Here is a 14,613-nt window from a genome sequence, read left to right on the forward strand (position 1 = left end):
AGAAAGAATAATTGCCCTTGCGCGAAAGCGTGATAGAATTCTTGAGGCTCTTGTAAAGGTCATCGCGAAGTTCCATCGCTGCAAATGCGGACTGCACAAGTTCCTTGAGCTTTGCAATCACCGACGCATCCGAAATTACAAAGAAGTGGTTCCCTTGCGCGTTACCGCCCGTAGGGCCGAACTGCCCTGCTTCGGCAATCAATTTCAGCTTTTCAATTTCAACAGGCTGAGCCTTGAACTTTCGCGTACTGCGACGCGTCTTGATATTTTCCAGTGTGTTCATTTTTACTCCTCAGGTTCTTCTTTCCAGATGCCCGAATACTTTTCGCAATGATAACGGATCCCGTCATTTACAGTAACAGAATCCTTCCTGAACAGGCATACACCAATTACATCTTCCAGTGATGTCTGCAGGCGCCAAAAGCCAAGAGCCTTATCATAGACAAAAGTACGGCCATTATACGAACTATACTCATTGTCGAGCTTGCAATATTCTTCACTTTCCGACATAAACGTTTCCGAAGAAAGTGCTAGCGAAATCCCGTAGGCACGCTTAAAGAAGTCGTAATCGCAATGGCAGATTCCAAGAACTGAGTCTCTCGAAAAACTCATGAACTGGATGTTCTCAGCCTCGTCATTAAGCACCATAAAGGTTGAAAGGTACGCATCGGCAGACTTCGCCATCAGCGAATCGCTAACATTCCCTGCCTTGGCAAAATCCTTATAGAACTCATTGAACGTGCTGTAAAATACGCTATCCGAAATTTCATGACGACAATAAATGTACAACAGCAAGCCATTCAAGCGTTCCGTATTACCGTGATACTCATACACGGTCATGTTGTTCGACATCACGTCATCCATATCCGTATTGAATGCACTTCGCATATCCAAGACAGCCTGGGCTTCCGCCCTTTCAAAAGTACTGTCCTCTTCGAGCATCAAGGTTTCAATACGCCCAGACATTAAAGCCTTGGGAAGGCTCAGTTCCGCTTCGATATTGGATTCCTTTAGGCGCACATACTGGGAAAACTCCATTTTTTCATTTTCCCCAAGCGGGAACGTAACCACAAGCTTTATAACCGGGTAGGGATAATCGCGGTCAACCACCGAGAATATATTTTCTCCCCAGTCATTGACTTTAAGCGCCGCTTCGATAGAATCAATAGGATTGAGCTTTGCATCAAGACTTATGACCTTGACTTTTTCCGGCTTCATGGTCTTGAGATAACGGACCACACCACGCATATACGTAGGGGAATACTGGACGCCATATTCATCAACACGACCGTAAACGCTTTCCTCGCCATCCATACAGGAACTTGTAAACAAGCTCAACAGAGCAAGTAGCAGGAACGTGGCCGCTTTTTTAAAATTCATAATTTCTCCCTATTTTTTGTAAATATACAAACTCTATTTAGAACAGAGTATATAAAACAGACAATCCGGCCTAAAGGCCGGATGAAATGTTGAAAGGCGGTGATAATAAACGAAATATGCGCCGTTTACAACAAGATTCGTGCCGTTTATAAATGCGCGCGAATTACTTGTTCAATGGGAGCATCAAGATTCTGGACTTGCGTTTCTGATTGTAATGTTCACGCTTGCTCTTCGGCAATTCTTCGACAGTACCATCTTCGAATCCGAGCTGGTAGAACCAATCGAGAGCCTGCGTCGTGAGCAAGAACAAAGTCTTGTAGCCCTTCATGCGACCCAGTGAAATCAGGTGGCGCACGATGGCTTCGCCAATGCCGGACTTGCGGTAGTTCGCACCGACTGCAATTCCCGCAACTTCGGCCATGCCGTCTTCGAAGGCATGGAGTGCGCCACAGCCATGGATGCTATTGTCAATGCTATAGACAACGTAATCTTCCAACTTTTCGGAGATGGAATCCTGCGTACGCGGTACAAGGTAACCCTTCGCAATGTAATCCTGCATGATGCGGAGGATATCCGGAATGTCTTCGATTGTCGCCGGGCGGATACTGGAGTACTGGTTCGCGTACACCATGGTTCCGTCACCGCGGGCGGAGAACACTTCCTGCAGCACGCTACCCTGGAATTCACCACTCAACAGGTGAACGCGGTTCGCACCGGCTTCGCATGCATGGATGGCATTCATCAAGTAATCCATCTGCGCAAAGTCAAGCACGTCGGAGTTGAGTTCCAAGAGCTCCTTCGCCTGATCGATATCCATTGCCGAAATAAGCCCGTTATCGGTCGGTTCCAGGTGCTTCGTATTCTTGCCCGTCACAAGGCCTTCGAGCTTGATACCGCTTTCGCTTCCGATAAAGAAGAGTTTCCCGACCTTGAGGTACTTGCAAAGTTCCGTCGCCAGTTCTGTACTCGAAATGTTGTAGGCGTGTCCAATCTTGTTCCAGCCAATCGGCGGAATGATCGGCACGAACTTCTCGTTCATGAGCTGTTCGAGCAAGTCGCGCTGGATGCGTTCGATACGGCCGGTACGCATATAGTCGATACCGTTGATGACACCCATGCTGCGAGCCAAAATCCAGTTGCCTTGAATGCCACTGAGGCCGCTTGCCGTAAGGTGACTCATGATGCGCTGCGCAACACCCAAGGAAGCCTGCTCCACAAGCGGGAGCGCCTCTTCGTTCGTGAGTCTTACGCCGTTATGAAATTCCGTCTCAAGGTCCCAGGCCTTGAGCTGAGCGTCGATGCTATTTCGCGTGCCCGGCACGATAATGATGCGAATGCCCGCCTTATGCAAAAGGGCGATATCGCGCATCAGCACGGGGAACATCGGATGGTCCATCAGGCTATCGTCAATTTTCAGGACGAAAAGCTGGCCCTTGAACCTATCCATGTAGCCAAACACTTCCCGGATGAATCCGGCAACTTCGAAGTGCTGAGAATAAAAATCGGACGCTGTACTCATAGCTTAAAAAGTAGCAACAGAAAAAGCGAAGGACAGAACATCCTTCGCCATTTGAACAAATATTTGGCGTTTTTACTTCGCCGGGAAAACCTGCAGCAGTTCCACCTCGAACACAAGGAGCGAGTTAGGCGGAATTGACGGCGGAGCACCCGCCTCGCCGTAGGCAAGCGCACTCGGAATCCAGGCCTTCACCTTCTCGCCGACCTTCATTTCCAGGAGCAGGTCCTGCCAGCCTTCGATTACGGAAGTCACCGCAAATTCCATCGGGGCACCGCGCTTGACGCTATTGTCAAATTCCGTACCGTTGAGGAGCGTACCCACGTAATGGACCTGGACCTTGTCGGTTGCCTTAGGCTTAATACCCGTGCCTTCCTTGAGCATGATGTACTGTACACCCTTCTTTGTCACCCAGACTCTCGGGTCCTGGGCATTCTTTGCCAAAAACGAAGCCTGGTCACTAAGAGCCTTGCGTGCCGCGGCAGCCTCGTCGATATCCTTTTGCATCTGCATCTGGTTGAGGAGGTCCTGAAGAGCGGCTTCGGACTGGGAATCCGTCATGAGGATTTCACGGCTGGAATCGAGCACATCGCGCATGGCATCCATAAGGACGTCTAGCTTTACAGGCACATTGATATTGGAAAGGGCTCTGCCAAAGTCAACACCTAGCGCATAACTGTAGCGGTCAACCGCATTGTCCAAAAAGACCTTCTGTTCGTGAGTTTCGCTAGGTTCCGGTATGGGCGTCAACTCGGGGACACTGGGAGCCACATTGACCTTGAGAGTATCTGCGGAAGGAGTGCTCGGATTAACAGCGGGTGCAGGCTTACTGCCACCACAGGCTACTAAAGCACCCCCCACAATAAATACTGGCAAATAACGAAAAATTTTCATAAAAAGGATCCAGTCCTATATTTTGTCCCTTAAAAATACTTTTTTTGGCCAAAAAACGGGAAAAAATATGAGGAATATCTCTAATTTACTATAAATGTAAAGAAAAACACACACTACCCCTTTAAAATAGCTTACTTTTTTGCTATCTTAGCACCGAAAGGAAAATTTACAATGAAAAACAGCTTTAAGTGTTATATTGATTCTGCAACAGCTCAAAAAAAGCTGTTCGATGAATCTATTGATAACGTTAAAGATTCCTTAGTGAAAGTTGTAGCGGAATCTACAGTTAAGAGCGATGTGCAACTTTTTAAGAAGCCGGAACCGGTTTACTCTTCAACTGGCTGGCTTAAGGGCGCCCTCTCCTATCCGTGGGCAATCGTAAGCGTCATCATCCCATCGATTCTCGAAAACCTTTAATTTGAAGTTTACACTTCAACTCCGAAACGCCCGCCCCAAGCGGGCTTTGTTTTTTTAAAGAATATTCCTTTGCTGTTTTTCAAATCAAATCGCGCGATAGCAAATCAACTAAAAAGATAACAGGCTATCGTTGTGAGAATAAAAGCGTCGGCCAAGGTATTGTCTTCGCAGTAGCGTGCAAAACGAGAGTCGCGGGCGACTGCTTGCAGGCGCACATGACCGAGTGAAGCCGCTGACGCCGTAGGCGTCAACTCCGAGCTGGGGCCCCGCCCGCATGACGTACTTTTTCACTATTTAAAAAAAGACCTTTGGCGGTTAGCCTATTTTTTTTATTTTTGGGAAAAACGGAGATTTTATGGCAGCACTCATTCTCGATGGCAAGGCTCTTGCCAAGACTACTGAAGAAGAACTCAGCGCCCGCGTGGCAAAGCTCAAGGAAAAGACCGGCAAGACCCCGATTCTTGCAACGATTCTCGTGGGCGACGACCCGGCAAGCGCCACTTACGTCAAGATGAAGGGTAATGCTTGTGCTCGCGTGGGCATGGAAAGCATCCGCGTGGTGATGGACAAGAACACCACGACCGAAGAACTCCTCAACAAGATTCAGGAACTCAACGAGAACCCGAACGTGCACGGCATCCTCTTGCAGCACCCGGTTCCGCGCCACATCGACGAACGTGCCGCCTTCGAAGCTATTGACGCCCGCAAGGACGTAGACGGTGTGACCTGCCTCGGCTTTGGCCGCATGTCCATGGGCGAGCGTGCTTACGGCTGCGCAACGCCGGCCGGCATCATGCGTCTCCTCAAGGCTTACAACATTCCGCTTTCTGGCAAACACGCTGTAGTCGTTGGCCGTAGCGCCATCCTCGGAAAGCCGATGGCCATGATGCTCCTCAACGCGAACTGCACCGTGACCATTTGCCACAGCAAGACCGAAAACCTTCCGGAATTTGTGAAGCAGGCAGACATCCTCGTGGGTGCCGTCGGCAAGCCGGAATTCATCAAGAAGTCCTGGATCAAGCCGGGTGCAGTCGTCGTGGACGCTGGTTACCATCCGGGTGGCGTGGGCGATATCGAAAAGGGTCTCGAAGAAGTCGCATCCGCATACACTCCGGTTCCGGGCGGTGTCGGCCCGATGACCATCAACACCCTCATCTACCAGAGCGTGGAATCCGGCGAATCCCTCATTAAGTAACAGCAAAGTTATTCTGAGCGAAGTGCCAAAGAATCAAATGTTCATACAGTGTCATCCTGAGCGAAGTGCCGCAAGGCACGAAGCCGAAGGATCCAGTTATTTCTGGATGATCAGCGATTTAATGAAAGGCGCCCTCGTGGCGCTTTTCGCTTTATGCACATTGTGGCCTGCACAAGCTAGTGCCGCATCCGAGCTCCAAAAGCAGATGGTGCGTGACATGAAGAAATGTGGCAGCACCACCGAAGAAGTCACTTGCGTTATCGAAGGCAAGGACGGCTGGCTCTTTTTGCAAGAAAGCCTGCTGAACGCCACCAAGCGCTGGAATGACAACACGCCGCAAATCATCGCGTTCAAGGACTCTCTCGAAGCGCGTGGCATCAAGCTCATTGTCGTACCCGTTCCTGATAAACTCTTAGTTGTCCCTGAACAGTATTCCGACAAGGCAAAAAAAGGAATCAAACTCCCGCAATACAAGAAATGGGTCGACAAGCTCCGCAAGCATAACGTGACTGTCATTGATGCGCTTGAAAACCTCAAGGACCTCCACAAAAAACTCGGCACCGAAACGCCCATGTTCGAGCCGTACGAAAGCCACTGCACAGGCCCTGCAAGACTCGTGCTCGCCAACATGGCAGCCGATTCCATCGCACCGCTCCTCTACGGCATGAACCGCAAGCGCTACCCGATGCGCGATACCATCGTCGATGGCACCGGGAATCTCTACGACTTGCTCCATGGCAACGAAATTGAGTACAAAATAAAAGAACAAAAAGTTTTAGGCACCGACGGCTACAAGTATCGCGGTTCCAAAAAAGCACCCATCGTCGTCATCGGCGATAGTAACGTCGGCCAGGGAAAATCTTACGGAGCGCAAATCGGCGCATACATCGCAGCAGCGACAAGCGTCGAAACATATTCCATCAGCAAAGTCGGCGGTGGCAACATCGGACCGCAAATGTTCAAAGGCAAAAAGAGCTTTTTAGAAGGCAAAAAAGCAGTCGTCTGGGTTTTTGACGGCCGCGAACTTTACGGGCATTTCAAGGCGCCGGAATTTTAAAAACCGCTGAGTTTTTTAAATGGATTTTGCTATTCTCTCAGCAATTGATCCAATCTTTTCATATGACAGCGCACGGCAGAGTTTATCTGTAAATTTTCCATATTTACGATAAAGAAAATTAAACGTAAAATAAGAAGCTCTCACACTTTTCGATTCTGGACACCGACGTATTATATTTTTCAGGCTATATATTTGCTTGTATATCCAAAGATAACCTTGATACAGTTCCTGTTTAGTCATTCCTTTCGGTTGATAAACCACATGAGCGGTATTGTAAAGCGAGAGGTCTTCAGTCAAAATTCTTCCTTCAGCTTTCATCCTGTCATAGAGAGCCGTCCCAGGATAAGGAGTCAGAATGTGCGACGTAACCGTTTCAATTTTATTTTTCACAATCCAGTCAAGCGTTGTTCTAAACGTTTCGGGAGAATCTCCGTCTAGCCCGAATACAAAACTTGCATTAATCATTATTCCTTTTTCATGAATCGCCCTAATCGCCTTTTCGTATTCCTGCGTATGGTTCTGCACTTTATGAACACCACGTACAGATTCTGGATTGATGCTTTCAAAACCGATAAATAAACTTTGGCACCCCGATTCTTTCATCAAGTCAAGCATTTCTTCGTCAAAGGCGGTATTGATGGATACCGCTGCTCTCCATTTTAAATGCAAAGGCATGATTTCTTTAAGAAACTGTTTCGTCCATTTCGGGTTTCCCGCAAAATTATCATCGATAAACATGATATGCCTTGAACGAACCGCTTTGATATCAGCCAGAACATCTTCGATATTACGATTTACATATTGATGCGCTTTTGCGCTGTTATAACAAAAATCACAACGGAAGGGGCAACCACGGCTCGTATGCACAACATGGCAATACAAATATTCACCTTTTTTTAGAAAATCGTATGCTGGCGAAACGATTTGATTCCCTTCGAGCGCCTTTTGGCAACGATAGACTGGTTTTAAATTATTTTCCTGAAAATCCTTGATAATCTGCGGCCACGTTCCCTCAGCAGCTCCGATACAAAGTACATCAAAAACATTTTCCGGAATGGTATCATAAGCTGTAGTTATATGAATCCCTCCGGCAACAACGATACAGCCTTTTTCACGAAAATGCCGAGAAATCTCGATTGCCCTCGGCAAAGTGTCAACCGTGACCGAAATCCCGACAATATCAGGCGTATCGTCATAATGAATTTGTTGAATATTCTCATTTTCTAATTGCACTTGGTGTTCTTTTCGAACAAGATTTACAATCGTAAGCAAACCTAGAGGAGGCGCCATATGCAACTTGATATCCGTATCCATCGGACGACGGTACATCTTAGGTTGAATCAATTTAATCAACAAACTCTTTTTCATTTACTTTATTATGGCAATTTAAAGTTTTTCCAAGAATTCCTTCGCGTCGCAAGATTCGACGAGATTTTCACCAAGCAGTTTCTGCAAGCGCTGCAAGTCATTGCGGCCATCGTGTTCAAAGACGACCACCTTCTTGAAGCGGTCACGGTGGCGCAACAGGAATTCCAGATTGTTGATGTCCGTCTTCGGGAAACCGTAACCGATAAAGTAAATCTCTTCGGCGTTTTTCAAGTAGTAATCGGCCTTGGACCAAAGCAAGTTGAAAAGACTCCCACGCAAGAACGATTCCTTGGCGTGCGCCATCGGGATGAATATCGGAGTATCCTCGCAGTAGATGGGGAAACTGCGGTCTTGAGGCTCGACTTCGCAGACGTTTTTGAGGTCGAGTTCGTCGCTTGCGCCCTTGACAGGGAACCAGTTGAGAGAACCGTGCAATTTGATAAGGTCTATGGTGCGGTTGGATTTACCGCGTTTTGCCGAGCGGTCAGCAGGGTCAATTTTAACACCGTAATCCACAGAAACTTGTTCGCGAAGTTCCTTATCCTTGGCAATCGCAGTTTCAATCAGCGTGTCGTAATTGAACGAGAGCAAGAGTGTTTCACGGGAACCTGACGCCGAATCGTTTTCGCAAGACACCAAAAATTTCTTGAGAATCGCAGCAGCAGATTCGTCAAGCACATCGTTATCGCGACGGATAACGCTTGCAATAAAGCGCAACAGTTCAAAACGGAGCGACGCATGGTAAAGGCGTTCACGCTCACCTGGGAAAATCTGCGCCGAGAGAATGGACGTCGCCAAAGGCTCAATGCCAAGGTAATCGCTATCGCCGTTGCAGAGCGTCAAAAAGCGCTTGCAGTAATCGCGAAAATGCGGGAACTCGTCCGGGATTCCAAAAGGGATAAGCTCGTTCAAGTCGCGGAGCGTAGGCATCTGCGGCGAGAAGGACTTGCTGAAACCAGAACCAAGTACAAAAATACGGCGATAACAATTCGACTGCATCATACCGTTAATGTATAATTTTTAAGCGAAAATGAACTTAAAAATGAAGCCAGCCCGTTTCCATGGCTGTGATGGGTGTGACTTTCACGTTACCTTTTTCAGGGCGTTCAAATGCAAGGCCCGTCAAGAAGTTCATCCAGCATTTCGGCTGGAACTTCAAATTACAAAAATGCGAGAGACACGGAACCGTCCAGGCATCGTGCGTCACGAAGATGTTGAAACGCGAATCGCCTTTTGCAAACATCATCTCACGCATCTGTTCGGCACGCTCATGAAGCGGCCAAAACGCATCGTGCTCGCCGGAGTCTAGCCATTCACAGATACCTTCGTAAAAGCCTTCTCGCAAAGTCTGCTCGTATGCAGTCACATCTCGGACAAAGAAATCGCCAAGTTCATTCAGCGGCGTGACATTCACCGAGGCGCCCGAGCATACTCCAAAGCCAGCGAGCTTGCGGCCCTCGCCAATGCACTTCGCGGTTTCCATACAACGCCCGACCGGGCTCGAAAAGTACACCGCATCGCCAATGGCAGGAATCATTTTGCCAAGCGCTACCGCCTGGCGGCGCCCAGAATCCGTAAGCCCCACATGCGCACCAAAATCCTTGTCATCCGGCGTGATGTGGTTGCGTTCGGCATGGCGCAACAGCAGATAAATTTTAGAGTTCCAGTCAACCTGGGCAAAAAAATCTGAAATTTGTACAAAATCGTTAGTCATTGTTCGTTAGCCCGCGATTGCAGCAGAAATCGGGATCCACAAAGCGTGTCCGAGCGCAAAACTCAAGATGCCAAGCAAGAATCCGCAGACGATATCCGAAAACCAGTGCACGCCAAAGTACACGCGCAAAAGACCCCACGTGAGCGGCAACAGCATCATGATCCATCCGTACTGCGGCACGCAATAAAACACCGTGCTCGCCACCGCCAGATTGTTCATCGTATGGCCCGACGGAAAACTGTACTTGTCGAGCGGCGGAACCTCCGCCTTGATTTGCGGGTTGGCGGCAAACGGGCGCGGACGCTTAGTGCTGAGTTTGACGCCTTCGTAAATGAGAAGGCTCATCGCAAGCGAAACAAGAGCCTGCCAAAGAATCGGCAAAAAACTTTCCCAACCAATTTTCCAAATCAAAAACGCAATGAACAAAGCCCAAATATAGCCGTCACCGAGACGCACGTAAAAGCGCAACCAGCCATTCACCTTGCGCGAAAAATGGCGATTGGTCCAGTAAACCGAAACACGATTGTCAAAATCAAAAATTTTCTTCAACATCGGGTTAAATGTAGATTTTTACGCTCGCCACACTGCGCCAAAATTCCTATTTTATCAAGCGATATAATCTATAAAGGAAATCCCATGCGCGTACTCGTTCTCAACTGCGGCAGCTCCTCTGTGAAATTTGCTGTCATCGATACAAAGACCCAGGAATCCATCGCTAGCGGCCTCGTCGAAAATATCGGCGTGAACGGCCACACCAAGGCTAAGGGTCCTGAAGGCAAGATTGACTTCAACTTCGACTGCCCCACGCATGCCGAAGCTGTAGACCAGGTCAAGAAGTTCCTTGACGCCCAGAAGCTCACCGACACGATTGAAGCCATCGGCCACCGCGTCGTGCATGGCGGTAAGTACATCAAGAGCGAAAAGGTCTCTCAGGAAGTCATCGACTACATCCGCAGCATCACGCTCTTTGCCCCGCTCCACGAACCGGCACACGCAACCGGCATGGAATGCGCTACCAAGTTCTTCCCGGGTCTCCCGCAAGTCGCCGTGTTCGATACGGCTTTCCACCAGACCATGCCGCAGAAGGCTTACCTCTACGGTATCCCGTACAAGTTCTATGAAAACGACGGCATCCGCCGCTACGGCGCCCACGGCACAAGCCACCGCTTCGTGACCGCCGAAGCTTGCAAGGTTCTCGGCACCAAGCCCGAAGAAACCTGCCTTATCACAGCTCACCTCGGCAACGGCTCCAGCTGCTCCGCCATCTTGAACGGCCAGTGCGTCGATACCACGATGGGCTTCACCCCGCTCGAAGGCCTTATCATGGGTACCCGTTCCGGTAGCCTCGACCCGGCAATTCTCTTCTACATCGCTAAGAAGTACGGCGAAGAATACGGCACCATCGACAAGCTCGACCACCTCGTTAACAAGGAATCCGGCTTGCTCGGTCTCTCTGGACTTTCTAACGACATGCGTACGCTTACGCAGGCAGCAAGCGAAGGCAATAAGCAGGCTCAAATCGCCCTCGACGTCTTCTGCTACCGCCTCACCCGCGAAATCGGCGGCATCGCCATGGCTCTCCCACGCATTGACGCCATCGTCTTCACGGGCGGCATCGGCGAAAACAGCTTCTACGTCCGCAAGCAGGCTCTCGACAACCTGAAGCTCCTCGGCTACCAGGTCGACGAAGAACGCAACCTCAAGAGCGGCAAGGAATCCAACCACCTCATCACGAAGGATGGCACGCCGAAGGCAATCGTCGTTGCAACAAACGAAGAATTGCTCATCGCTCTCGACACCGAAGCACTGGTGAAGTAACGCTCGCTTTATGCATATAAAGAAAGGCTCCGCAATGCGGAGCCTCTTCTTTTTGAATTTAACGGGATCCTTCGCGGTCCAAGACCGCTCAGGATGACGCACGCAGTGCGTTACTTAATCGTCCAAGTCTGGTTATTGACGCGGAGGATCTTGCGGCCCTGCACCTGGGCAGAAGCGCCAAGCACTTCAGCCGGGTTCACCGGGAGCTTTGCATTCCAGACCACGCGGCCCTTCATGTCCATGATCTTAGCCGTACCGCGCTTTGCCATCACGGCATTCTGCCAAGTATTCTTCACCTTAGCAATCTGCGGCTTCAAGCCAAGACGTTCGCCCACAACGATGTAAAGCGGGATCACCACGCCAGACTTGCTCGGGTCCGTCACCTTCACGCCAAGAGCGTACTTTGAACCTTCCTTGAACTTGACGCCTTCAGCGGCATTCACGCTAAGTTCAGAGCCCTTGACCGAGATTGTCATGTACTTTGTCAATGCGCTCGTTTCGTTCGGCGTAAACGTGAGTTCGTCACCGTCCACATCAAAAACAAGCGTATCCAAATTCCACTTGACCTTCCAATCAGACAATCCGACATAGACCGTATCCGCATGCAGCAGCACCGGCTTGTCGTTCACCGGAGTGATGTTCACCAGGAACTCGAAGCTCTTGGAGCCAGACTTCTTGTCCGTTGCCGTTACGACCACGTAGGCCTTGCCGCAAGAATCCGGGACAGAATTGACTTCGAGAATACCCTTGTCCGTAATTTCGACCTTGAGTTTTCCATCCTTGCTCTTTGCGGAATAAGTCAACGAATCGCCTTCCGGATCCTTGAACCAGGATGCCACAACAGCCTTCGTGTACTTCAAAGCTCTTGTCGACGGGAAGTCTTCGGTCACAGTCGTATCGAGCGTTTCCGGCTTCACGACAACAGTCGGAAGCAAGTTGCGCTTGTCGATCACGATAGTCACAATAGCGGGCTTAGACTTCGTACCGTTGACAACGGCATAGTAGCCGAAGTAATCGATGCCTTCAAAGCCTTCTTCCGGCTTGTACGTGAAGCTACCATCTTTACTGAGGGTAAGCGTACCGTGAGCAGGCTTCTGCGCAAGTTCTGCTTCCATGCCCTTCGTGACACCTTCAGGATAAGTGTCGTTGGCAAGGACGCCCTTCTTTGCATCCACGGTCAGAGTACTGTCGTTAAACGTAGTGTACTCATCCTTTACAGCCTGAGCCACATCCTTCGGGGAGATGAGTTTCACATACAGGTTCACGCCCACAGAATCACTACCATCAGATGCGTAGAAGAAAATCGTTGCAAGGCCCGTTGCGCTTGTCACCGGCTTCAGAGAAATGTAATAGTAGCTTGCGTTCACGCTATCAACAGCCGGGATAATCTTTGTTCCCTTAACATTGTAGGTGAGCTCCTGCGTACCTTCCGTAACTTCACGGTCGCTAAAGACCAAGGACTTAGCCGGAATCTTGATTTGCTTCACGGTATCTTCGTCGAAGTCCATATCGAGAGCAAGCGTATCCTTAAGGAACGTGCTATCAGCAATGGTCACTGTCGGCTTTGCGTTAATCGGCAACACATGGATAACCACGGTACCCTTGTTACTGATCATTTCGTGGTTTGCGGTTTCCACAAGCACATAGGTCAACGTGTCATCGCCACGGAAATCCTTTTCCGGAGTGTAGACGAACGAACCCAGCTGCGAGAATTCCGTCAACTTACCATGCTTGGTAGAGTCGATAGGCACGACCAAGAAGTCATCGCCGTCCAAATCGGTACCTAGCGTTGCAAGGCCGCGGACAATCGGAACGATGAGGTCGCCACCTTCCTGCATCTTGAATTCGGTATCAGCAGCAAACGGAGGCGTATTCGAATCCTTGATTGTAACACCGAAGTTGACATGGACCAAATCCGAATTTCCATCCGTAGCATAGACAGTAAGAATAAAGGTCGTATCCTTCTTGACTCCCGAAGGAACAATCTTGAGGGTATCCTTCAAGGTAACCTTATCGATTGCCGTGAGAACCTTCATCAACTTTGCAGACATGTCGACCACAAACGTAAGCTTGTCATTATCCTCGTCGGCAAACAGGTCGGCAAGAGCAATCTTCAACGTATCGGCTTCCAGTATGGTATCCAAATAGGTCACTTCAACATTGTACGGATCAAGCACAACCGTCGGGTGGTTTTCTGCAGGAGGATCATCCGGGCATTCCGGGTCACCCGGACAAGTCGGACCGACAGGACCGTCGGAAACTGCGGTAACTATAACGTTAAATTGAGCCTTTACAGAAGAACCTTCGCTGCTCAATGCAAAGACATTAAGCGTCAAGGCTGTGTCGCTTTCAATATTTCTAGACACAAAGACAAGCGTATCCTTCAAAGTCGGGGCATCTGTCGGCTTGACCTTCGTCAAGATATTGGCAGGCATCGAAGTCGCAATCGTAATCTCGTCATTTTCACCCGCAGAGAACACCGCCGAAAGAGGAATCTTCAAGGAATCCGTTTCCTTGATCGTTACGGTCTGGGCCTTGTTATACGGTTCAAGTACCGAGAGAGAGGGCTCTTCAATAACCGATCCGCATTCGCCGAGAGAAATGCCAGAAATCGTAATGACGTTTTTATGCCTAGTGGCATCGCTCGTTTCAAAGCTATTGGCATGGCCAGCCTTATAGCTCATCTGGATGGCAAGCTGTTTCGTCAAATCCAGCGAGGCAGTCTCGCCCCAGCCTGCTTCCTGGGCGAAATTCTGGAAATCAATATACCTAGAAGTAAATGTTGATGCAGCAGGGAGGTCCGTGCCATAATAATTGTAGTCCGTAATCGTAGACTGTTTCAAGTCCAAACGGAACTGGCGATCAGCCTTATAGGTAATGCAAAGACCGGAATGAGACGAAAGGTCTACATCGACATCTTGCTTATTGGTCTGTTTCCATGCAAAACCGAAACCTGCGACACTGTATTGGTCAGAATTAAGGTCCAATTCTACAGAAAATTGCTTATACCCGTCATCGGTATCGGAAAGGGTACCTTTTGTATTCGGTTCCGGCTGGGCATAGCTAAACCAGTATGCCGGCTGCATGTCATTGCCTTTCTGCTTATCAAAACTCCAAACCGTCGAGCCGGCAAAACCCATTGTCGTGCCAGCCAACGCCATCACCAAAGATAAGGATAGCGATTTCATTTTTAAACTCCTCTAAGATTTCAACACCAAGACCCATTCAGTGTAAATCTATATTATGCAATGGGT

The 14,613-nt window shown here is 49.2% G+C and carries 13 protein-coding genes; 4 read left to right on the forward strand and 9 right to left on the reverse strand.

Annotated features, from left to right (window positions below):
* The 4 genes from B7982_RS14345 to B7982_RS14360 all read right to left on the reverse strand — a co-directional run.
* Positions 1-283: nitroreductase family protein (locus tag B7982_RS14345; RefSeq protein ID WP_144065977.1), on the reverse strand; the 283-nt coding region annotated here is incomplete at its 3' end.
* A 2-nt stretch (positions 284-285) separates the two neighbouring features.
* Complete coding sequence (locus B7982_RS14350) at positions 286-1,380, reverse strand: hypothetical protein (protein ID WP_144065978.1); 1,095 nt, start codon at positions 1,378-1,380, stop codon at positions 286-288.
* Between the two features lie 163 nt (positions 1,381-1,543).
* Complete coding sequence (gene argA / locus B7982_RS14355) at positions 1,544-2,899, reverse strand: amino-acid N-acetyltransferase (RefSeq protein WP_088661353.1); 1,356 nt, start codon at positions 2,897-2,899, stop codon at positions 1,544-1,546.
* Positions 2,900-2,971: 72 nt separating this feature from the next.
* Positions 2,972-3,790, reverse strand: coding sequence for an FKBP-type peptidyl-prolyl cis-trans isomerase (locus B7982_RS14360; protein ID WP_088661354.1), 819 nt, complete (start codon positions 3,788-3,790; stop codon positions 2,972-2,974).
* Positions 3,791-3,961: 171 nt separating this feature from the next.
* Between B7982_RS14360 and B7982_RS14365 the strand changes: the two genes are divergently transcribed.
* From B7982_RS14365 to B7982_RS14375, 3 genes are all read left to right on the forward strand, one after another.
* Positions 3,962-4,207, forward strand: a complete 246-nt coding sequence (locus B7982_RS14365) for a hypothetical protein (RefSeq protein WP_088661355.1) — start codon at positions 3,962-3,964, stop codon at positions 4,205-4,207.
* 355 nt (positions 4,208-4,562) lie between these two features.
* Entirely contained in the window at positions 4,563-5,402 is an 840-nt protein-coding gene (gene folD / locus B7982_RS14370) for a bifunctional methylenetetrahydrofolate dehydrogenase/methenyltetrahydrofolate cyclohydrolase FolD (RefSeq protein ID WP_073425267.1), read from the forward strand.
* Positions 5,403-5,439: 37 nt separating this feature from the next.
* Positions 5,440-6,459, forward strand: coding sequence for a hypothetical protein (locus B7982_RS14375; RefSeq protein ID WP_233138593.1), 1,020 nt, complete (start codon positions 5,440-5,442; stop codon positions 6,457-6,459).
* Positions 6,460-6,474: 15 nt separating this feature from the next.
* Here B7982_RS14375 and B7982_RS14380 read toward each other — a convergent pair whose 3' ends face one another.
* Genes B7982_RS14380 through B7982_RS14395 form a run of 4 tightly spaced genes read right to left on the reverse strand, consistent with a single transcriptional unit; the run spans position 6,475 to position 10,093 of the window.
* Entirely contained in the window at positions 6,475-7,815 is a 1,341-nt protein-coding gene (locus tag B7982_RS14380) for a radical SAM protein (protein ID WP_088661377.1), read from the reverse strand.
* Positions 7,816-7,845: 30 nt separating this feature from the next.
* Positions 7,846-8,829: an SIR2 family protein gene (locus tag B7982_RS14385; protein WP_088661357.1), complete on the reverse strand. Its 984-nt coding sequence runs from the start codon at positions 8,827-8,829 to the stop codon at positions 7,846-7,848.
* Between the two features lie 34 nt (positions 8,830-8,863).
* Positions 8,864-9,541, reverse strand: coding sequence for a histidine phosphatase family protein (locus tag B7982_RS14390; RefSeq protein ID WP_088661358.1), 678 nt, complete (start codon positions 9,539-9,541; stop codon positions 8,864-8,866).
* A 6-nt stretch (positions 9,542-9,547) separates the two neighbouring features.
* Positions 9,548-10,093 carry a phosphatase PAP2 family protein gene (locus B7982_RS14395; RefSeq protein ID WP_088661359.1) on the reverse strand — a complete coding sequence of 182 codons (546 nt, stop codon included), beginning with the start codon at positions 10,091-10,093 and terminating at the stop codon, positions 9,548-9,550.
* Positions 10,094-10,177: 84 nt separating this feature from the next.
* On the opposite strand from B7982_RS14395, the gene B7982_RS14400 reads away from it, so the two are divergent.
* Complete coding sequence (locus tag B7982_RS14400) at positions 10,178-11,359, forward strand: acetate/propionate family kinase (RefSeq protein ID WP_088661360.1); 1,182 nt, start codon at positions 10,178-10,180, stop codon at positions 11,357-11,359.
* A gap of 110 nt (positions 11,360-11,469) precedes the next feature.
* Here the strand turns inward: B7982_RS14400 and B7982_RS14405 are convergent, their stop codons facing one another.
* Positions 11,470-14,547, reverse strand: a complete 3,078-nt coding sequence (locus B7982_RS14405) for an Ig-like domain-containing protein (protein WP_088661361.1) — start codon at positions 14,545-14,547, stop codon at positions 11,470-11,472.
* Between the last annotated feature and the right edge of the window lie 66 nt (positions 14,548-14,613).

It is taken from the genome of Fibrobacter sp. UWB2 (assembly GCF_002210425.1).
Lineage (GTDB): Bacteria > Fibrobacterota > Fibrobacteria > Fibrobacterales > Fibrobacteraceae > Fibrobacter > Fibrobacter elongatus.

Bases quoted from the DNA above. Each gene is read 5' to 3' on its own strand.
- B7982_RS14350 (WP_144065978.1), bottom strand. From the start codon at position 1,380: ATGAATTTTAAAAAAGCGGCCACGTTCCTGCTACTTGCTCTGTTGAGC.
- argA (WP_088661353.1), bottom strand. From the start codon at position 2,899: ATGAGTACAGCGTCCGATTTTTATTCTCAGCACTTCGAAGTTGCCGGA.
- B7982_RS14360 (WP_088661354.1), bottom strand. From the start codon at position 3,790: ATGAAAATTTTTCGTTATTTGCCAGTATTTATTGTGGGGGGTGCTTTA.
- B7982_RS14365 (WP_088661355.1), top strand. From the start codon at position 3,962: ATGAAAAACAGCTTTAAGTGTTATATTGATTCTGCAACAGCTCAAAAA.
- folD (WP_073425267.1), top strand. From the start codon at position 4,563: ATGGCAGCACTCATTCTCGATGGCAAGGCTCTTGCCAAGACTACTGAA.
- B7982_RS14375 (WP_233138593.1), top strand. From the start codon at position 5,440: ATGTTCATACAGTGTCATCCTGAGCGAAGTGCCGCAAGGCACGAAGCC.
- B7982_RS14385 (WP_088661357.1), bottom strand. From the start codon at position 8,829: ATGATGCAGTCGAATTGTTATCGCCGTATTTTTGTACTTGGTTCTGGT.
- B7982_RS14390 (WP_088661358.1), bottom strand. From the start codon at position 9,541: ATGACTAACGATTTTGTACAAATTTCAGATTTTTTTGCCCAGGTTGAC.
- B7982_RS14395 (WP_088661359.1), bottom strand. From the start codon at position 10,093: ATGTTGAAGAAAATTTTTGATTTTGACAATCGTGTTTCGGTTTACTGG.
- B7982_RS14400 (WP_088661360.1), top strand. From the start codon at position 10,178: ATGCGCGTACTCGTTCTCAACTGCGGCAGCTCCTCTGTGAAATTTGCT.
- B7982_RS14405 (WP_088661361.1), bottom strand. From the start codon at position 14,547: ATGAAATCGCTATCCTTATCTTTGGTGATGGCGTTGGCTGGCACGACA.